We start from the raw sequence: 18,864 nt of genomic DNA, 5'->3' as shown, positions 1-18,864 counted from the left end.
GTACAGGCGTCCGCCGCGCCGCTGCAGCCGCGGCTCGCCGGGTGTCCGGGCGAGTGCGTCCACCAGGGCCCGGTCGGGCAGGCCGAGCAGGTGCCGGGCCGCTTCGGCCGGCAACCCCGGCTCCAGGGGGTGCCGCTGCGCGTACCGCTCGACCTCGGCGGCCAGCCGTTCCCGCAGCCGGGCCCAGTGGTCCCGGTCGGCCAGCCAGTCCCCGGCGACGGGCTCGCAGGGCGGGGGCACGCCCATGGCCAGCAGGCGGGAGCGGCGGACGAGGCCGCGGCGCCGCAGCTCCGCCGCGCCGTCGGGGCGGCCCGTCATCGTGGCCAGTTCCGCCGCCCTGGCCCGTCCGGCACCTCGCCGGGTCAGCTCCGGCGGGCACACGTCGAGCACGGTCGCGGCGCGGGGCATCCGCCGCCCGCCCGGTTCGCGCAGGACCGCCCGGTCCCCGACGCGCAGGGGCAGCGGACGGCGCAGGGCCAGCCGGGCGGTGTCCTCGCCGAAGGGGCGGACGGTGACCTCCACGGCCGCCGTGCCGATGTGCAGGGCGACGGAGCGGGGCAGTTCGCCGACGGCTCCGCCGGTGACACGGACGTCGATCCGGTCGGTGGACAGCCAGCGGCCCGGGGTCAGCAGCGCCTGTCCGCGCCGCAGTTCCCCGGCGAGCGGGCCGTGCACATTGACCGCGACCCGGGCGACCCCGCTGACGGTGTCGCGCTCCTGGCGCAGGCACTGCAGCCCGCGCACCCTCAGGGGGGCGTCCGGGCCGGCCCCGGCCACCAGCAGCCGGTCGCCGACGCGCAGGGTGCCCGCGCCGAGGGTGCCGGTCACCACGGTGCCGTGCCCGCGCACGGTGAAGGCGCGGTCCAGCCACAGCCGTACGTCCGCGTCGGCGGGCGGCACGGGCAGCGCGCGGGCCAGCCGGGCCAGTTCGGTGCGCAGCTCGTCCAGTCCGGCGCCGGTCACCGCGCTCACCGCGACGGACGGCACGGCGCCGAGCGAGGTCCGGGCCAGCCGTTCGAGGGCGGCGGCGCGCACCGGTTCCGGGTCGGCCAGGTCGCTGCGGGTCACGGCGAGGACGGCGTGCCGGACGCCGAGCGCGTCGAGGATCACCAGGTGCTCCTCGGACTGCGGCTGCCAGCCCTGGTCGGCGGCGACCACGAACAGCACGGCGGGCACGGGGCCGACCCCGGCCAGCATGGTGGCCACGAACTTCTCGTGCCCGGGCACATCGACGAAGGCGAGGTGCCCGCCGTCGTCGAGCCGGGTCCACACGAAGCCGAGGTCGAGGGTGAGTCCCCGGCGCCGCTCCTCCTCGTAGCGGTCGGGTTCCATGCCTGTCAGCGCCCGCACCAGGGCCGACTTGCCGTGGTCGACGTGTCCCGCGGTGGCCAGGACCCGCATGGCCCGTCTACCTTTCCGCCGCCGACCGCACGGCGTCGGCCAGCCGTTCGTCGTCCTCCTCGGGCACCGCCCGCAGATCCAGCAGGCACCGTCCGCCCTCCAGCCTGCCCACGACCGGCACCGGGCCGGTGCGCAGGGCGGCGGCGTACCGCTCGGGCAGGGACAGGGCGGCGCTGGGCAGGGCCACGCCGGGCGCGCCGCCGCCGCCGACCGTGGCGGCGCTGGGAACGGCCCGGACGTCGATGCCGGCGGCGCCCAGCGTGGCGGCGAGCCGTTCGGCGCGGCGTGCGAGCCCGGCCGCGTCGGCGGCGAGGAATACGGCGGTGGGGGTGTCGGGGCCTCTCAGTGTCGCCTCCAGGGCGGCCAGGGTGAGCTTGTCCACCCGCAGGGCGCGGGCCAGTGGATGCCGGGACAGGGTGCGCACGAGCTCCGCGTCGCCGAGGAGCAGTCCGCACTGGGGGCCGCCGAGCAGCTTGTCCCCGCTGGCGGTGACCAGGGCCGCGCCGGCCCTCAGCTGGGTCTCGGCGTCCGGTTCCCCGGGCAGCAGCGGATGGGGGGCGAGCAGCCCGGAGCCGATGTCGGAGACCACCGGCACGTCCAGCGCCGCCAGTTCGCGGATGCCGGCGGCGCGGGTGAAGCCGGTGATGCGGAAGTTGGAGGGGTGCACCTTCAGCACGAAGGCCGTCTCGGGGCCGATCGCGGCGGCGTAGTCGTCCATAGTCGTACGGTTCGTGGTGCCGACCTCACGGAGCCGGGCCCCGGTGGACACCAGCAGGTCCGGCAGCCGGAAGCCGTCCCCGATCTCCACCATCTCGCCCCGGCTGATGACGATCTCCCGGCCCGCGGCGAGGGCGGTGGCGGCGAGGACGACGGCCGCGGCGTTGCTGTTGACGACGTGCGCCGCCGCGGCGGACGGCACCCGGCCGCGCAGCGCCTCCAGGGCGGTGCGGCCCCTGCGGGCCCGCACGCCGGTGCGCAGGTCCAGTTCGACGTCCGTGGGGCCGGCGGCGTCCTGCACCGCCTGCCGGGCCGCCGCGGACAGGGGGGCCCGGCCGAGGTTGGTGTGCAGCAGCACCCCGGTGGCGTTGATCACCGGGCGCAGTCCGCCGACCGCGCGCGGCAGCAGCGCCACGGCGGTGTCCGCCACCTCCTCGGGGGCGAGGGCGCCGTGGCGTGCCCGCTCCTGGGCCTGCCGGACCGCGGCCTTGACCGGTCCGGGCCCGAGCCTGCTCGCCGCGTCCACCAGACGCGGGTCCCGCAGAACGGCGTCGGTGCGGGGGATCCGCCGCCGGGCGTCGCTCACCCGCCCCATGACCTGTTGTTCCATTCGGCCCTCCGTCCCCGGCACGCCCCCGTGACTGTCCCGGCAGGCCCATCGTCCCCCGGTGCCCGGGGCCGCCCACGTGACACGCCGTACGGCCGTACGCCAGGACGCGGGTCGCTCGCTCCCCCGGCGTACGGCACACCACCGTGCCGCCGCCCGTGTACCCGGGCGGCGGCACGGGAACCCGCACAGGCTCCGCCCGCCTCCGCCGGCGGCGGGAACGGACCAGGGGCGAAGGAACGGAGCAGGGGCGAAAGCGGCCCGGGAGCGAACCTGGGAGCGAACCTGGGAGCGAACCTGGGAGCGAAGGGGAGTGAAGAGGTGCCGGAGAACAGCCGGATGAGCGGAAGACGCGCGCGGTGGATCTTCGACGGTCATGTCGCCGGGATCGGCACGGCCTCCGGCACCCGCCTGGTGCTGGGGTGCTGGGCGCACTCGCCGTTCGGGCCGTTCGGCGACGTGATGATCGAGCGGCGCGACGGACACCGTGTGCTGCTGGCCCCCGACCCCCGAACGGCGCGTTTCATCGCCGCCACCTATGTCTTCGACGAGGTGCGCGTCGAGCCGGTCCGGGTGACGGCCAAAGGCGGCGGCTGGACCGTCGCCTCCGACTCGCTGGCCCTGCGTTTCACCACCGGCCGGCGGGGGCCGCCGGGGCTTGTGCTGCGCGCCGTGCCACGGGTGCTCGCCGTCCGTCCGCGCTGGATCGAGGCGGTGGGGCTGCCCGCACGCCTGCTGCGGGGAGTGCGCACCTGCGGCACGGCCGGCGCCGGCCGCCACGAGTGGTACGGCGCGCGGGACCTGCACCCGATCCGGAGCGCCGGCGCCGTCTTCGAGGGCGCGGACCTGGGGCCGCCGGCGGCGGTCGTGCCGCCCGTGCGCTTCGGCTTCGGGTCGACTCCGCGCCGGCCCTGTCTGGTGCGGGTCACCACGACGGTGGAGGAGCGGTGAGGAGGACGGACGGCGGGCACGGCGGGCGCCGGCCCGGTCAGCCGGCCGTGTTCCCGCCCCGCAGACGTACCTGCTCCTCCAGACGGCGCAGGCTGCTGTCGAGGGCGTCGCGGGCGGCTCGTTCACCCGGGTCGTGCGTGTCGTCGAAGAACGACAGATGGACGGTCACCTCACTGGTTCCGCCGTCGAGACCGGCGACCTGGAGCCAGCCCGCGTAGCCGCCCCGTTCCCGGGTGCCCCACTCGATGCGCATCCGGTCGCGTTCGGTGCGCAGCAGGGCGGAGGTGTCCTCGCCGGTGCGGTCCTCGTGCACGGTGACGGCGGGCGGCTCCTCGGGATGCACGTGCAGGGCGTCGGGCAGCCAGGCGTCGAACTGGGTGATGTTGGCGGCCTGGTCGAAGATCTGCTCGGGCGCTGCGGGCATGGTGCGTGAACGTTCGTACTCGGCCATGGCGGCACCGTTCCTCTGCTCGGGGGTCGTACCCCGACCGCGTGCCCCTTCTGACGCGGCCGAAAAGCCCCGGTCCGGGGTGTCAGGGCGGGGTGGAGCGCAGAGCGCGCAGGACCGCCCAGACGACCGAGACGAACGGGACGGCGACAACGGCGCCGACGATGCCCCCGACGATGCTGCCCGCGACGACGGAGACGGCGATGACGAGGGGGTGCAGACGGACCGCCCAGCTCATGACCAGGGGGTGGAGCAGATGTCCTTCGAGCTCTCCGATGACGACGATCAGGACGAGCACGGCCAGCGCGGTGAGCGGGCCGCGTCCGGCCAGGGCGACCACCGTGGCCACGCCGAGCGCGACCGGTGACCCCACCAGCGGCACGAACGCGGCGAAGAACTCCAGCAGCGTCAGCGGCAGCGCGAGCGGGACGCGCAGCACCAGCAGAGCGACACCGACGAGGACGGCGTTGACGGCGGCCACGACGATGATGCCGCGGGTGTATCCGGAGAAGGCCCACCAGGCCGCCCGCCCCGCGCGGTCCCACACCGGCCGGGCCCCGCGGGGCAGCAGCTCGTCGCCGGCCCATCGCCAGAGTTCCTCCCCGGAGTGGATGAAGAAGACGGACAGGAAGAGGGCGAGGGCACCCGCCGTGACCAGTTCCACGAGCCGGCCGAGCCCGCTCAGGAGCGTGTCGAGCAGGCCGGCACGGTGGGTTGACAGATAGGACAGGGCCTGTTTCCACAGGTCGGTGAGTGTGCCCGGGCTGATCCGGAACGGCGGGCGCTCGAGCCATTGCTCGATCCGGTGGACGCCGCCGCCGAACTCGCCCGCCAGCTTCGCCCACTGCCCCGCCACCGTGTTGCCCACGAGGGCGAGAAGAGCGAGCAGGACGAGCAGGCTGCCGACCAGGGCCACGGCGACGCTGAGCGGCCGTGGCAGAAAGCGGTGCAGCAGGTCGGCCGCAGGGCGCAGGACCGCGGTGACGACCAGGGCCAGGAAGACGGCCACGGCGATGAGCTGGAAGCGGCCGAGGACGGTGAAGGCGCCGTAGACGACGATGCCGACGAGGATGATCCGCCAGGCGTAGGCGGCGGCGATGCGCAGCCAGGGGACCGTGCGCTCCGCCTTCGTGGCGGCGGGAGCGGGCCGGGCGCGCGGCGGGAGGCGTACGGAGTACGCCGGGCGGCTGCCCAGCACGGTGCCGCCCGCCCGGCGCCTGCGGCCCCGCTCGGGCACCGGACCGCCCGCATCCGCCACCGTGCCTCCCGTTGTTGACCGGCCGTCACCTCCGGACCGTCCTCACGCCGCCTGTGACGGTCGCGTCCAGAGCACGGTAAGGGCCGAGGGGGCGGGGACGCGGGTGCGGTTCGTCCGGTCGGGCGGTCGTCGGGGCATCGGGGGGAACGGATGCCCGTCCGGCGTACGGCGTCGCGCGAGGCGGGCCGGCACCGGTGGCCGACCGGTGGGCCGGCCGGTCACGGCGGGGGCTCCTCCAGCAGGGCGGGGCCCTTGTTGCGCACATTGTTGACGGCCGGGGAGACGGGCCGGGCTCCGAGGTGCCCGCCCGCCGGAGGGCTCAGCAGTTCCCGCAGCTCGTCGGGGTCCTGGTGACGGGGGTCGAGCCAGGCGTCGTAGTGCTCGGGATCGAGGGCGAGCGGCATGCGGGGGTGGATGCGGCCGGCGGCATCGGTGGCCTCGGTGGTGATGATGGTGCAGGTCGTCAGCCAGGCGGCGGGGTCGTCGTCCCGCTCCACCTCCGGGTCCCGCCAGTATTCGTACAGTCCGGCGAGCGCCATCAGCCGGCCGTCCTCGGGGCTGATGTAGTAGGGCTGCTTGCGGGTTTTGCCGGTTGTCCCGGACGGGACCTGCTGCCATTCGTAGAAGCCGTCGGCGGGCAGCAGGCAGCGGCGCCGGGCGAAGGCGCGGCGGAAGGCGGGCTTCTCGTGCACGGTCTCGGCCCGCGCGTTGATCAGCCGGGCGCCGATCCGCACGTCCTTCGCCCAGGGCGGGACCAGACCCCAGCGCAGCGGCCGCAGCTCCCTGCGCACGGAGGCGGCCTCCTCGCGGCTCTCCCGCGGGGCGCGTTCCAGTACGGCCCACACCCGGTTGGTCGGGGCGATGTTCCAGCTGGGCTCCAGTGCCTCCTCCGGACTCCACTCGGTGACCCCGAAGTGCCGGACCAGGTCCTCGGGGCTGCGGGTGGAGACGTAACGACCGCACATGGCCCTATCCAAGAAAGATCACATTTACGTATCGGACATATCGCACTTCAATCTTCACATGAGGCACACACGTTCGCTAAGTTGACGTCCAGGCCGCACGATTGCCTCCGGCGAGTCCCGTCGGATCGTGCGACCTCCGCCGAGTCCGGTACGCCCCACGGCATCCGGAGCCGGGGACCCGATCGGCATCGGGGTGAATCGGCTTCCCCGTCCCTTCGGACAGGAGCCGCGGGGCACGCCTTCCCAGAACATCCGCCCGAACCCGGCAGCTGACTCGGCGGGCGGCCTATGGTAAGGAGTGCGTCTTCCTTGGCGCCGGAACGACCGAGCGACGACAAACCCAGTCCCGCCGAGGTGCAGCAGCGGCTCAACAGCCTCTACGACCAGGCGGAGAGGGCCACGGGGAACCTCAATGCCACCCGCGTGATGAGCCAGAAGCAGCGTGCGCGGGGTGGTTCGGGGTCGCGGGGCGGTTCCCCGGAATCCGACCCGGCCCTCGAGCAGTTGACCAAGCGGTGGTTCGACGTGGCGCGCGCCCAGTTCGGCCCGATCGTTCCGGCGGCCCTGCCGCCCGACCGTATGCCGAGCCGCGCCGACTCCCGTACCGGAACGCCCGGCAAGCGTGCGGCGGACGCCCTGAAGGGACGGGGCCTGGAGGGCGGGTCGTCCCGGCTGGAGCTGACCGCAGGTCCGGCGCAGGCCGGGCCGGCACCCGCGCTCCCTGCCACCGCATCGGCCGCGCCGGCAGGGGAGTTGCCCATGGCGGCACCTGCCACCCCACCGGCCGCCCCCCTCGGGGAGCTGACCAGCCGGCCCATGCAGCCTCCCTCCACCGGAGCGGCGGACGCCCCCACCACCGGCACCATGGATCCTCAGTCCACTGGTTCCGTGCAGGCCCTCACCAGCCGGTCCATGCAGCCTCCGTCCACCGGTGCCACGGACACCTCCACCACCGGCTCCATGGGCGTCCTGCCCACCGGCACCATGGACCCCCAGACCACCGGCTCCATGCAAGCCCCCACCACCGGCACCATGGATCCTCAGTCCACTGGTTCCGTGCAGGCCCTCACCAGCCGGTCCATGCAGCCTCCCTCCACCGGAGCGGCGGACGCCCCCACCACCGGCACCATGGATCCTCAGTCCACTGGCTCCATGCAGGCCCTCACCAGCCGGTCCATGCAGCCTCCGTCCACCGGTGCCACGGACACCTCCACCACCGGCACCATGGGCGTCCTGCCCACCGGCACCATGGACCCCCAGACCACCGGCTCCATGCAAGCCCTCACCACCGGCACCATGGACCCCCAGACCACCGGCTCCATGCAAGCCCTCACCAGCCGGTCCATGCAACCCCCGTCCACCGGTTCCACGAACCCCCTGCCCACCAGCGGCATGGAACCCACCACAGGGATCGTCGAGGCACTGCCCCCTCGATCCACCGAACCCCAACCCACCGGCTCCATGGGCGTCCTGCCCACCGGCACCATGGACCCCCAGACCACCGGCTCCATGCAGGCCCTCACCAGCCGGTCCATGCAGCCGCAGTCCACCGGTTCCACGGGCGTCCTGCCCACCGGGCCGATCGAACCGCCGGCCGCCGGTCCTGCGCAGCCCGCTCCCGCTGCCGGGTCCGCGATGACGCCCCCGCCTGCGGCCGGGGCGCAGCCGCAGGCCCCCGGCACACCGCGCGCCTCGGTGGCCGGCCGTCGGCAGCCGGTGCAGAGGGCGTCCAAGGGCCAGTGGCAGACCAAGCTCACCCAGGCCCGCGAACTGCTGTCCCAGCAAGCCGCTCAGCAGGGAGCGGCACAGTGGCAGCAGCGCTCCACCGGGATGTTCGACACCACCCCGCCCCTGGACGGGAACTCGCTCTTCGACGCCAGTCAGGCCGCCGGCCAGGGAGCGGCCGGGGACACCGCGTCCGGCTCTCCCGGCGCCGCCGAGGCATCGGCCTCGGCCTCCTACGAGCGGAAGGGCGCCAAGGCGCTCGAGTTCGCCCGTGCGCAGATCGGCAAGCCGTGCGTATGGGGGGCGACCGGGCCGGACTCGTACGACTGCTCGAGCCTCATCCAGGCCGCCTGGCGGACCGCAGGGGTGGAACTCCCCCGCACAGCCACCGAGCAGGCCGGCTTCGGCACGCCGATCGAACTCGCCGACCTCCGGCCCGGAGACCTGATCTTCTTCTACAAGGAGGTCAACCACGTCGGTCTTTACGCCGGCGACAGCAAGATGGTCCATGCCCCGAGCCCGGGCGCGTCGATACGCGAGGAGTCGATCTTCTTCGCCGGCCCGCAGGCCATCCACAGTGCGGTGCGGCCCGCCTGAGCCCCTCAGGTCCTCCCTCGTCGGGCGGCTTGTCGCATGAGTCGCATGAATGGAGGCCTCCGTTCGAGGGGTGTTCTCACTCGATGCGGTGAGGCGCTGGAGTATGGCGCGTGCGCGGGGGCGTACGCGCCGTTTGCTCTGGGGCATGGACAGCTCTTCCCGGGCCGTGGAACCCCCCAGAGGGCCCAGTGACCTCCCCTCATCCGCCCACCCGCATCGTCCGCCGCGGCCGGGCACTCCCGGACGCGGGCCCGGTGCACCGCTGCTGCGGTCGTGGGGCGTCGGGTCCGGCGAGGTGCCGTGGGGAGCGCCGGCCGGGTCGCCGTTCAGGGTGCCCGCGGTGCCCGTGCCTCGGGGGCTCCCGCTCCTGTGAGACCGGCGGGGAAGAGCGGGAAGAGCATCGGCCCCTTTCCCCTCGCCCGTGCCCGGTCCGCCCGGGGCACTGCTCGTTCACGACCCGGTGACGGCGGCATCACGATGGCGGGCGCGGGCGTTGCCCGGCCCCGGGCACATCGTTGAGCGCGGCATGGAAGCGTGGGAGGACAGCGACTGCCCCAGGTGCCGCTCGCTGCTCGGTCCGGGCCGCGGCCCCGCCGCCCCGCACGGCGACGACCGCCCCCGGCTCCACGACGGCTCCCGGCCGGCCTGGATGGAATGCGCACACCTGTTCATACTGTGCCTGGCAGCACTCACCGTGATGGCCGCGCTCGTGGCGGTACTGGCCTGACACCGAGGTGCCGGCGATCGCCCTCCACCGTGCGGGTGTCCGTGCGAATTTCCGTACGGATGTCCCGTGCGCCTCCGTATGCGCCCCGCTGCCGGGGAAGGAGTCCGGCCGTGTTCGTCAGGGCCGGGGCAGCAGACGGGCCGCGATCACAGAGCTGCCGCCGCTCGTGCGGCCGGCCCCCGGCCCGTCGGGGGCGTCGTCCGGGCTCCCGGCCGGAAGGCCGGCCAGGAGTTCGTCCAGGAGTTCGCCGACGCTCCGGCCGGGCCGTACACGCAGGGCGGCCAGGCGCCCGAGCGAGGTGTCGATGTCCTCGCCGCGCCGTCCGATCAGCCCGTAGGTGAACATCACCAGGGTGTCGTCCGGCGCGAGGGGCAGGCTGGTCGCCCGGTAGGCGCTGCCGCCGGTGCCGAGGGGAGGTCCCTCGGGCAGCACGACCGGGGCGGCGGCGCCGTCGGCGTGGACGACGACCGGGGGCGGGTGTCCCGCTCCGGTGAGCAGAGCCGTGCCGTGCGCGGGGTCCAGCAGGGCCAGCAGGCAGGTCGCCGGACGGCGGCCGCTCTCCGTGGACATCGTGGCGTCCAGCCGGCGCAGGATGCCGTGCGGCGCGAGGTCGGTGGAGGCGATGTACCGCAGCAGGCAGCGGTAGGCGTTCATGTCGACCGCCGCGTCCAGGCCGTGCCCCATGACGTCGCCGGCGACCAGCAGGGTGCGGCCGGAGTGCAGACGTACCGTCTCGCACCAGTGGCCGCCCACCGGCCCGGGCAGATGGCGAAGGGCGAGGTCCACGTCGGGACGGGGGCGTCCGGGGTCGGCCGGCAGCACCTTTTGCAGGTCCCACACCCTGGGGCCGGCCTCCCGCTGGTCGTCCGCGTACCGCAGATGGGCGGCGGTCAGCCGGGCCGCGTAGTGGACGGCCGCTGTCTCGTCGTCGTCGAAGGGGGGCCCGGCGCGCAGGGCGAGGGCGACGCCGTGAACCCGGTCCCGGGTCAGCAGCGGCACGGAGAGGGCGACCTGGCCCGTGCCCCTGCCGGGGGTGAAGGAGACGGTGAGGGGATGGCCCGCGTCCAGGGCACGGACGGAGACGTTCTCGCGCGGACCCTTCCCCAGGCTGTCGAGGAGGTCGCGCCGGCCGGCCGTGGCAACGGGCTGCAGGAACTCCCCCTGTCCGCGGTGGCCCTCCCGTGAGCGGTAGAGGTCGACGGTCGCGGAGTCGCACAGCTCCTCGACCAGGAACGCGGCGAGTTCGGCCGCCGTCCTGCGGTCGTCGAGGGTCGTACCGATCGCGCGGAGCGCCCGCTCCGCCCGTACGAAACGGTTCGCGGCAACCCTCTCGAGGCCCGTCGCCAGGTCGCCGTCCACGATCACCCCTTTCTGCCGCTGTGCCGTCCTCATCCCAGCACTGCGCGAGGGCGCCGACGGGGAGCGACCCGCGGTGACGGGCGGCACCGGAGCGGATTCTCACCAAACGGGGTGAGGTGAGGGGTGGTGTGCGCGCGGCCGTCCCTCAGCCCGTCTTGCCGCGGCCGGACAGCGCCACCCGGCTCCGGCCGGACGTCGGGCCAGGGCACACCGGCGAACCGGGTCAGGCGGGAGCGGTGCAGGGACAGGCCGCACACCGTCTGATTGGTGCCCTGCTCCCAGGCGTGGACCTCCCCGGCGGACAGCCGGCGGCCGTCCTCCTCGTCCCGCCACTGACCGGAGGCCGCCACCGCGTATCGCCGGGGTCCCGCCATCGGTGCCGGGTGCCCCTCCCGGCCGCCGGCCATGCGGGATGCGCGGGGCATGGTTGCGTTCGCCGGGCACGGGAACTCGGGCGAACGCCGCACTCACCCTCACCCTCGGAGAGAGTCATGAGTCTGCTGCGCGTGGTCGGTCGCCCTCTGCTCGCCTCCATGTTCGTCGCCGGAGGCCTCGAGGCCGTTCGGCGTCCCGAAGAGGTGACCTCGCTCGCCGAGCCCGTCGTGGAGCGGATCAGGGGGTGCGTGACGGTGCTGCCGGAGCGCACCGAAGAGGTCGTACGGCTCAACGGCGGTGTCCAGGTCGCCGCCGGTGTGCTGCTGGGGCTGGGGCGCCTCCCCCGGCTGTCCGCGCTGGCCCTCGCCGTCAGCCTGGTGCCCACCACCCTGGCCGCCCACCGGTTCTGGGAGGCGAAGGACGCCACCGAGCGCGTCCAGCAGCAGGTCCACTTCCTGAAGAACATGTCCATGCTGGGTGGTCTGCTGATCGTGGCCGACGACACCGGCGCCGCGCCGTCCCTGCTGTGGCGCGGCCGTCACGCGGGCCGTGAACTGCGGCGCGAGGCCCGCCTGGTGCGTCGCTCCGTCCAGGCCACGGCCCGCCCGGCCGCCACGGTCGGCGGGATGCGCGCCAAGCTGGCCAAGCTGTCGGCCTGACCGGGGTGAGCAGGCCGGCCGCCCCGGGGCCCGGCCCGTTCCCGTCGTTCCGTCCGGCCGTGCGTCGTCGACGAGGAGGACACGCGATGTCCCATCACGCCCGTTCCCGGATCCATCTGCCGGTGCCCACCGCGCGCTCCGGTCACGACCTGCTCGGGATCTACCTCAACGACCATCTGACCGGTGCGACCGTGGGCACGGAGCGGTCCCGCCACCTCGCCGAGGCCTGCCGGGGCTCCGAGATCGGCGATGCGATCGCCCCGCTCGCGGACGAGATCGCCGAGGACCGGCGGACGCTGGTGGGGATCATGCGCCGGCTGGGCATACCGGTCCGGCGCTACAAGGTGTACGCCGGGCTCCTCGGTGAGCGCTTCGGACGGCTGAAGAGCAACGGTGCGCTGGTACGGCGCTCTCCGCTCAGTTCCCTGCTGGAGCTGGAGCTGCTGCAGGTCGGCGTGGAGGGCAAGGTGTGCCTGTGGGAGACGCTCCGCAAGCTCGCCGACCGCGACACACGCCTGGACCCGCGGCAGCTCGACGGCCTGCTCGAGCGGGCCCGGCGGCAGCTGGGCATCGTCGAGGACGTGCGCGGACTTCAGGCCGGGCAGGTCTTCGCGCACTGACGGCCCCGCCCGCCGTCGGCGGCCCCCGGGGGGCCGGCGGGGCCCTCGGAACCGCCGGACGGAGCCACAGCGGTCATCACTGTGGTCGTCACTGTCGGCGCTGACAGCTCCGTCATCATCCGTCTTCACTGACAGCACCGACAGCACTCACGGTCTGTCAATCCTTGAAGACGTCCTTGGTCTTCTCCTTGGCCTGACGGGCGTCGCCCTTGGCCTTCTCGGCCCGCCCCGCGGCCGTCTTGCCCTCGTTGCCCAGGGCACGGCCGACCGTCTCCTTGGCCCTGCCCTTCATCTGTTCCTTCTTGGCCTTGGCCTTCTCGTCACCCGCCACTGTCGCTCACTCCCAGCCGGAATCGATGTCGGTGTCCGGTCCTGCGGGTGCTCGGCAGGGCGGTGGTCAAACCTCCCCCGCGCCTTTCGGTGCCGCGCTGCGTCCGGCGGCTGCGTCCACGGCGACGGCCTGGGCAGAAACGCCCCCGCGGCCACCCGTTTCGCCTCCCCGCCGGCCGGGGGACGGTGACGCGACGACGGAGGGGATGACGCCGCCACCCGGCAAACCAGGGCGCCGGGACCCGTCGGCCCGTCAGCCGCGGCTCGCGGAGAAGTGCCCGGCGCGGACCTGACGCGGACCGCCCCGGCCACGGCGGTGCCGGTCGCGGTGCCAGTCGAGGAATGCGACGGCCAGGGCCGCCAGCACGGCCACGAGGGCGAAGGCGACGGAGAGGAACACGGCGGTGCGGTAGTTCCTGCCGTCCGCCGCGAGCACCAGGTAGAACAGACCCGGCAGGGCCGCCGTTCCCACCGCGCCGCCCAGGCGCTGTCCCGTCTGCAGGGCGCCGCCCGCGGCCCCGGCCATCCGCACCGGCACATCGCGCAGGGTCATCGTCACATTCGGGGAGATGACGCAGCCGCTGCCCAGGCCGCCCACGAACAGCGCGGGCGCGGCGAGCCAGGCCACCGTGTCCGGCGGTGCCGTGCGCAGGATCAGTGCCGTGGCGGTCAGCCCCATCAGGACCGTCACGAGCCCCCAGACGGTCAGCAGCCGCCCGAACCGCTCCACCAGCCGTCCCGCGATCACCGCGGCGCCGGCCGAACCGATCGCGAACGGCGTCACCGCGAGACCGGACTCCAGCGGCGTGTACCCGAGTCCGTTCTGGAAGAACAGCGCGAACACCAGCCACACACCGCTGAATCCCACGAAGTACAGCGCGCCCAGGGCCGCACCCGGGGCATAGCCGCGGGTGCCGGTCAGCAGCCGCGGGTCCAGCAGCGGCCGGCCCTCGTCCGCGGCGACCCGCCGCTCCCAGCGGACGAAGAGGACCAGCAGCAGCGCCCCTGCCGGGAACAGCCACCACAGCCGGTGCACTCCCCCGCTCTCGGCGAACGCCAGCGGGAGCATCAGCCCCAGCACACCGGCGCCGAGCAGGGCCGTGCCCGGAAGATCGAGCCGTTCCCGGCGGCCGGGGGCCACCCGTGGCAGCAGCCGGACGCCCAGCAGCAGCGCGATCGCCCCGACCGGCACATTGACGTAGAAGATCCAGCGCCATCCCTGGTCGCCGTGCGCCAGCGCCAGGATCAGGCCGCCGATGACCGGGCCCAGCGCGCTGGAGATGCCGACCGTGGCCCCGAACAGGCCGAAGGCCCGGCCGCGTTCGGCACCGCGGAACATCTGCTGGATCAGCGCCGAGTTCTGCGGGGCGAGGCAGCCCGCGCAGGCGCCCTGAACGATCCGGGCCACGACCAGCCAGGCAATCGTGGGCGCGGCGCCCGCCGCGGCGCTGCACAGCACGAAGCCGGCCAGGGCCCCCAGAAAGATCCTGCGCCGTCCCACGGCATCGCCCAGCCGGCCCGCCGGCACCAGGACGAGGGCGAACGCCAGGGCGTACCCGGACACCACCCACTGCACGGAGGCCGCCGAGGCGTTCAGCTCCCGCTGCATCGACGGCAGCGCCACGGCCACGATCGTCACGTCCAGCAGGCTCATGAACCCGGTGGTCAGCGTCACCCACAGAGCCTTCCAGCGCCTGAGGTCGGGCGCGTCCGCCGGATCGCCGGTGCGTCCGCCTGCCCGCGCATCCGTGTTCACGAAGGCTCCTTCCGGTCGCCACCGGAGCACCCGGCGTCCCGGCACCACGCCTCACCGCCGTGCGCGGCGTCCGCCGGGCCGTCCCGTGCCCGTTGACGCGAACAAGAGAACAAGACAAGAGAACAAGAGAGAACAAGACAGAGAACAAAAGGGTTAAACGCGCAGGATCTCCCGAGTCTTCCCGACTTCGGATGAAGAACGCCGGGTGACCGCAGCCGTGACAGAGAGCAGAACACCAACAAGCAACGCGTACGACGCTTCTGTGATCATCTCGCCGAGGAAGCAGGCGCCGGACAGGCGGGAGCGGAACCGGTCCGCTGCCGCGCTGCGCCACGGCGCCGCCTGGGTCGGCGTGTGACGACGTGCCGCTCGTCGGGGAGACGCGGGGGGGTCATGACGAGCCCCTCCACGTCGCGCGGCGTGCCAGGGCACGCAGCACACGGCTGCGTCCTCGGTCCGGGACCGTCCACAAGGTCTGTCCGCGCACCCCCCAGCGCTCCAGCAGGGCGTTGGCGGCCAGGAAGCCGCTGGTGGCCGCCCGTTCCATGAGCGCCACGGGCAGATCCGTACGGACCAGGTCGCCGGCGAGCACGAGATACGGGTCGGCGGTGCGCACCGGGGGCCGGTCACGGTATCCGCCCACCGGGAACAGGGGGCAGTCCGCGCGCCACTCGTGCCGTTCGTCCACCACGCGCGCCTGCCGTGTCTCGGGGTACACGCGGTGCAGTTGCGCAAGGAGGCGTTTGCGCTCGACGTCGACGGCCGCGTTCTCGGGCAGGGCGTAGGCGTGCAGTTCCACCACGGAGCCGCCGGTGCGCGCGGCCCAGCGGGCGGCCTCGCCCTCCCACCGTTCCAGCACGCTGACGTTGTCGAGGGTGCCGTAGCCGCTGGTGCCCAGAAAGCCCGGCCGGTCACGGGCCACGGGACGGTCCAGCCAGAGGCGGGAGACCAGGAAGGGCGGTGCGGTGCGCAGGCGGCCGATCCGCTCGCGCCACGCGGGGTCGCCGAGTCCCGCGGAGCGCGCCACGAGGGAGCGCAGCCCCGCGGTGTCCAGGGCGAGCACCACGGCGTCATGGTGGTGCCGCCCGTCCGGCAGCGTCACGGTGAAGCCGCCGTGCGGTGCCGGTACGACGCTCTCCACGGACGCCGAGGTGCGCAGTTCGGCACCGTGCCGCCGCAGGTAACCGGCCAGGGGCGTCCACAGGGCGGCCGGGAACGGTTCGGCCGGGACGTCGAAGAGGAGTCCCTCGGACGAGCCCAGGAAGTAGATGTGGAACATCAGGACCATCTCCGCGGCCGAGAGCTCCCGCGGATCGGCGAAGAAACTCCGGGAGAAGACCTCGAACGCGAGGTGACGCGCCGCCTCGGGGAAGCGGATCGCCTCCAGGAAGTCGTGGGCGCTGACGTGGTCGAGGCGGGCGTACACGTCGGGGACGCGCACATCGAACAGCGGCAGCGCCGCGGCCGGGCGGATCCGGATCAGCTCGCGCGGCGGGAAGGACGGGCTGCGTGCCACGAAACCGAGAGCGCTCCACGGCGGGGTCCGCGGAACGCGCCGGAAGCCGTCGCGCATCCCGGACACGTGCCACAGCGGGTAGTCCGGCAGACCGCTCAGGCGCTCCAGGCGCGGATCGGTCCGGCGCAGCAGACCGCGCAGGTTGTAGTACTGACGGAAGAAGGCGTGGAACCCTCTGCTCATCGTCACCGGGGTGCCGTCCCGCAGCGTGGTCGGCCATCCCGCCAGCCGGCCGCCGAGGACCGGTTCGCGCTCGTACAGGGTGACCCGTACACCGCGCTCCGCCAGTGCGGTCGCCGCGGCCAGCCCGGCGATGCCGCCCCCGACGACGGCCGTGCGAGGGGGTTCCCCGGTGATCCGCGGCGCTCCCGCGGCCGGCAGCAGCACATGGGCCCGCCGGTCCCGGCCGCGGCGGGCCGCCCGGACGCGCCCGGAGTTCATCGGGTGACCGGAGCTCATCGGGTGTCCTCCGTGCGCCGGCCCGCGCGTTCGGCGACGACGGTGTGGGCGATGCCGGTCTGCCAGCCCGGCAGGGGCAGCACCCGCACCCGGGTGAAGCCCGCCGTCCGGACCCGGGCCGCGAAACGCGGGGCGGTGTCGAAGTCGACGACACTGCGCCACAGGTGGCGGTAGAGCGCGCCGTCACCGAGGAGCGTCGCCGCCGGCAGCACGATGCCGGCGCACACCGCCGTCCACACCATGCGGTGCACCGCACGGCCGCTGAGGAGGTACTCGTGCACGGCAAGGCGCCCGCCCGGTGCCAGCAGGCCGTGCACCGTGGCGAGCGCACGGTCCGGGTCGGTGACGTTGCGGAACAGATAGGCGGCGAAGACGGCGTCGTACGGGCCCCGCACGCCTGCCCCGGCGAGGTCCTCCACCGCCGCCTGCGCGAAGCCGACCCTCGCGGGCCAGGTCTTCTCGGCGGCCCGCCGGAGCATGCCCGCGGAGGCGTCCACCGCGGTGATCTCGGCGCCGGGCAGCACCGCGGCCAGCGCGGCGGTCGAGGCACCGGTGCCGCAGCCCAGGTCCAGGACGCGCAGCCCGTCGCCTCTGCCGGCGAGGCCGAGCCGGCGGGCGGAGCGCCGCAGGTGTGCGTGGTAGCCCGGATTGGCCGCCGTCAGCGTGTCGTAGCCGCGGGCGGCACGGTCGAAGGCGGCGATCAGCTCGTGGTCGCGCAGCACGGTCACGGGATCTCGGAGTCTCCCCAGGGTCTCGGGTGGGCGCTGATGACGGCGGTCAGGGGCCCGGGAAGGGCCGGCGGGGCAGGAGGGGCAGTTCGAGGGCGGAGCGCAGCATGGGCAGGACGGGAGTGCGCAGCCCGATGGACAGATCCTCGTACAGCCGGGTCCGGCCGTCGAGGAAGCACAGCAGCCGCCGTACCGGAACCCGCCGGAACAGCCGGGTGAAGAAGGCCGGCCCGTCGACACGGCCGCTGTCGAGGGCGTGCAGCAGGACGGCGTCCATCGCGCGTGCGCGGGCCCGGTGCGGGGGCGGCGGCAGCGGATGCCGTCCCGCGTGGAGCGCGGCGGCCACGGCACGCGTCTGGCGCTGCACGGCGGTGAAGGTGTATCCGGTCGACGGGCGGGTCGCTCCGGAGGCGGCGCCGATCCGGAAGACCGACGGTCCGCTCTGCCGGGCGAACACGGCGTCGGTCATGGGGATCACCCCGGACTCGGTGCCGGTGACCTCGAAGCGGCCGAGACGCAGCACGTGCGCGGTGTAGCGCCGCAGGGCGGCCTCGTACCGCTCGCGGGCCAGGACCCGTGAGGAGAACTCGGTGTACTCCACCAGTGCGTGCCGCCGGCCGGTGGGCAGCACATAGCCGAACGACAGGCCGTGCGCCGGCTGGGGGGTGCGGAAGTCCATGAACTCCACGGTCCCGGGGTCGAAGACCGGCCGGTCGTGGCGTACGAACCAGCCGTGGAAGTGCTGCAGCAGCGTCGTCCGGGCCGCCGGAAGGCCCCCCAGCGGACGTGAGTCGAACACCCAGCGTGCCCGCACGAGGACCGGCCGCCCGCCGGCGGTGCGGGCGCGCACCTCGGCGCCGTCGTCCGCCGGCTCGACGGTCTCGACCGCGGCCTGCAGCCGCAGGGTGTCCGGGTCGTCGGCCAGAAGGCGTGCGACGAACGACGCGAAGTCGTCCGACCGGAGCATCTTGTAGCGCAGCGGTGCGATGTCCCGTTCGATGCCGTGCCCGTCGGGCCCGTGGACGCGCAGCCGCTGCCAGGACGTCGTGAGCGCCGCGTCGTACGGACCGGGCCGCGGCTCCCAGTAGCACCATGTGCGCTCCGGTGGCCGCAGCGGCCCCGGCGGTGCCTCCAGGAGAACGACCGACACGGGGCGTGCCCCGGGCGGGCGCCGGGCCAGCCAGTGGGCCAGGGACCAGCCCGCGGCCCCCGCTCCGACGATGGCGACGTCCGCCTCCAGCACGGCTGAGGGCCTCCTTTCCGGTGGCTTTCCGATGACTTTCCAGCAGCTTTTGGTGTTTTCCAGTGATTTCAGCGGTTTTCCGGTGACGCCCGCGCGGGCGCGGGCGTTCTCGAAGCATCCCGGGTGCTCCGGCCGTCGGGACGGATGCGGCGGGGACGGCGTGTCGGCGCCGGACGGGCCGGTGCCGCGGGCGGCCCGCGCACTGTCCCCCGTTCGGCGCATCCGTCGGTGCCGCCGCCGAGGAATGACTCAGACGAACCACGCTCAGACGAGCCCCGCTTCGGCCGCACGAGAGGAACGGACATGCACTCCACGCAGGCGAAGGGTCACCGGCCGCAGGAACCGCCGCCGGTACCGGATCGCTCCGCCCGGCTCCTCTCCGCGCGGCGGCCGGGCCCCGGCGCGCCGGGGACGGCGGGGTGA

16 protein-coding genes and 1 riboswitch are annotated in these 18,864 nt (G+C 74.2%); of the genes, 5 read left to right on the top strand and 11 right to left on the bottom strand.

The genetic code is table 11. The features are described from left to right. Together ABD224_RS23740 and selA are read right to left on the bottom strand one after the other, a co-directional pair. Positions 1-1,401: GTP-binding protein (locus ABD224_RS23740; RefSeq protein WP_344053219.1), on the bottom strand; the 1,401-nt coding region annotated here is incomplete at its 3' end. A gap of 7 nt (positions 1,402-1,408) precedes the next feature. Next, the gene (gene selA, locus ABD224_RS23735) at positions 1,409-2,728 is read right to left on the bottom strand and encodes an L-seryl-tRNA(Sec) selenium transferase (RefSeq protein WP_344053217.1); all 1,320 of its coding nucleotides are present in this window, start codon (positions 2,726-2,728) and stop codon (positions 1,409-1,411) included. Between the two features lie 336 nt (positions 2,729-3,064). Here selA and ABD224_RS23730 point away from each other — a divergent pair, with 336 nt between their 5' ends. Then, complete coding sequence (locus ABD224_RS23730) at positions 3,065-3,676, top strand: hypothetical protein (protein WP_344053215.1); 612 nt, start codon at positions 3,065-3,067, stop codon at positions 3,674-3,676. Between the two features lie 37 nt (positions 3,677-3,713). On the opposite strand, the gene ABD224_RS23725 is transcribed toward ABD224_RS23730, so the two are convergent. From ABD224_RS23725 to ABD224_RS23715, 3 genes are all read right to left on the bottom strand, one after another. Beyond that, positions 3,714-4,127, bottom strand: a complete 414-nt coding sequence (locus ABD224_RS23725) for an SRPBCC family protein (protein ID WP_344053213.1) — start codon at positions 4,125-4,127, stop codon at positions 3,714-3,716. Between the two features lie 82 nt (positions 4,128-4,209). Beyond that, complete coding sequence (locus ABD224_RS23720; RefSeq protein ID WP_344053211.1) at positions 4,210-5,382, bottom strand: AI-2E family transporter; 1,173 nt, start codon at positions 5,380-5,382, stop codon at positions 4,210-4,212. A gap of 218 nt (positions 5,383-5,600) precedes the next feature. Further along, positions 5,601-6,347 (bottom strand): SOS response-associated peptidase, encoded by a 747-nt coding sequence (locus tag ABD224_RS23715; protein ID WP_344053209.1) that lies wholly within the window; start codon positions 6,345-6,347, stop codon positions 5,601-5,603. A gap of 127 nt (positions 6,348-6,474) precedes the next feature. Then, positions 6,475-6,647, top strand: a riboswitch (cyclic di-AMP (ydaO/yuaA leader). Between the two features lie 9 nt (positions 6,648-6,656). On the opposite strand from ABD224_RS23715, the gene ABD224_RS23710 reads away from it, so the two are divergent. Together ABD224_RS23710 and ABD224_RS23705 are read left to right on the top strand one after the other, a co-directional pair. Then, positions 6,657-8,669, top strand: coding sequence for an NlpC/P60 family protein (locus ABD224_RS23710; RefSeq protein WP_344053207.1), 2,013 nt, complete (start codon positions 6,657-6,659; stop codon positions 8,667-8,669). Positions 8,670-9,195: 526 nt separating this feature from the next. After that, the gene (locus ABD224_RS23705) at positions 9,196-9,396 is read left to right on the top strand and encodes a hypothetical protein (RefSeq protein WP_344053205.1); all 201 of its coding nucleotides are present in this window, start codon (positions 9,196-9,198) and stop codon (positions 9,394-9,396) included. Positions 9,397-9,513: 117 nt separating this feature from the next. Here the strand turns inward: ABD224_RS23705 and ABD224_RS23700 are convergent, their stop codons facing one another. Beyond that, positions 9,514-10,788 (bottom strand): SpoIIE family protein phosphatase, encoded by a 1,275-nt coding sequence (locus tag ABD224_RS23700; protein WP_344053202.1) that lies wholly within the window; start codon positions 10,786-10,788, stop codon positions 9,514-9,516. Between the two features lie 458 nt (positions 10,789-11,246). On the opposite strand from ABD224_RS23700, the gene ABD224_RS23690 reads away from it, so the two are divergent. Beyond that, complete coding sequence (locus ABD224_RS23690) at positions 11,247-11,789, top strand: DoxX family membrane protein (protein WP_344053199.1); 543 nt, start codon at positions 11,247-11,249, stop codon at positions 11,787-11,789. Between the two features lie 86 nt (positions 11,790-11,875). Then, entirely contained in the window at positions 11,876-12,409 is a 534-nt protein-coding gene (locus ABD224_RS23685; protein WP_344053197.1) for a hypothetical protein, read from the top strand. A gap of 157 nt (positions 12,410-12,566) precedes the next feature. Here the strand turns inward: ABD224_RS23685 and ABD224_RS23680 are convergent, their stop codons facing one another. The 5 genes from ABD224_RS23680 to ABD224_RS23660 form a co-directional block, all read right to left on the bottom strand. After that, positions 12,567-12,740, bottom strand: coding sequence for a CsbD family protein (locus ABD224_RS23680; RefSeq protein ID WP_344053195.1), 174 nt, complete (start codon positions 12,738-12,740; stop codon positions 12,567-12,569). Positions 12,741-12,992: 252 nt separating this feature from the next. After that, positions 12,993-14,495, bottom strand: a complete 1,503-nt coding sequence (locus tag ABD224_RS23675) for an MFS transporter (RefSeq protein ID WP_344053192.1) — start codon at positions 14,493-14,495, stop codon at positions 12,993-12,995. 391 nt (positions 14,496-14,886) lie between these two features. Continuing rightward, positions 14,887-16,470 (bottom strand): FAD-dependent oxidoreductase, encoded by a 1,584-nt coding sequence (locus tag ABD224_RS23670; protein ID WP_344053190.1) that lies wholly within the window; start codon positions 16,468-16,470, stop codon positions 14,887-14,889. Next, positions 16,467-17,198, bottom strand: coding sequence for a methyltransferase domain-containing protein (locus ABD224_RS23665; RefSeq protein ID WP_344053188.1), 732 nt, complete (start codon positions 17,196-17,198; stop codon positions 16,467-16,469). The genes ABD224_RS23670 and ABD224_RS23665 overlap by 4 nt, the downstream gene beginning before the upstream one ends. Before the next feature lie 49 nt (positions 17,199-17,247). Further along, complete coding sequence (locus ABD224_RS23660; RefSeq protein WP_344053186.1) at positions 17,248-18,441, bottom strand: lycopene cyclase family protein; 1,194 nt, start codon at positions 18,439-18,441, stop codon at positions 17,248-17,250. Positions 18,442-18,864: the final 423 nt, after the last annotated feature.

Origin of the sequence: Streptomyces thermoalcalitolerans (assembly GCF_039525155.1) — a bacterium.
Lineage (GTDB): Bacteria > Actinomycetota > Actinomycetes > Streptomycetales > Streptomycetaceae > Streptomyces > Streptomyces thermovulgaris.
The sequence above is the reverse complement of the archived record's forward strand: the minus strand, read 5'-3'. Positions and strand labels throughout refer to the sequence as shown.

Excerpts from the sequence above, each read along its gene's own strand:
- ABD224_RS23725 (WP_344053213.1), bottom strand. The coding sequence starts at position 4,127 with ATGGCCGAGTACGAACGTTCACGCACCATGCCCGCAGCGCCCGAGCAG.
- selA (WP_344053217.1), bottom strand. The coding sequence starts at position 2,728 with ATGGAACAACAGGTCATGGGGCGGGTGAGCGACGCCCGGCGGCGGATC.
- ABD224_RS23730 (WP_344053215.1), top strand. The coding sequence starts at position 3,065 with ATGAGCGGAAGACGCGCGCGGTGGATCTTCGACGGTCATGTCGCCGGG.
- ABD224_RS23685 (WP_344053197.1), top strand. The coding sequence starts at position 11,876 with ATGTCCCATCACGCCCGTTCCCGGATCCATCTGCCGGTGCCCACCGCG.
- ABD224_RS23715 (WP_344053209.1), bottom strand. The coding sequence starts at position 6,347 with ATGTGCGGTCGTTACGTCTCCACCCGCAGCCCCGAGGACCTGGTCCGG.
- ABD224_RS23705 (WP_344053205.1), top strand. The coding sequence starts at position 9,196 with ATGGAAGCGTGGGAGGACAGCGACTGCCCCAGGTGCCGCTCGCTGCTC.
- ABD224_RS23670 (WP_344053190.1), bottom strand. The coding sequence starts at position 16,470 with ATGAGCTCCGGTCACCCGATGAACTCCGGGCGCGTCCGGGCGGCCCGC.
- ABD224_RS23690 (WP_344053199.1), top strand. The coding sequence starts at position 11,247 with ATGAGTCTGCTGCGCGTGGTCGGTCGCCCTCTGCTCGCCTCCATGTTC.
- ABD224_RS23700 (WP_344053202.1), bottom strand. The coding sequence starts at position 10,788 with ATGAGGACGGCACAGCGGCAGAAAGGGGTGATCGTGGACGGCGACCTG.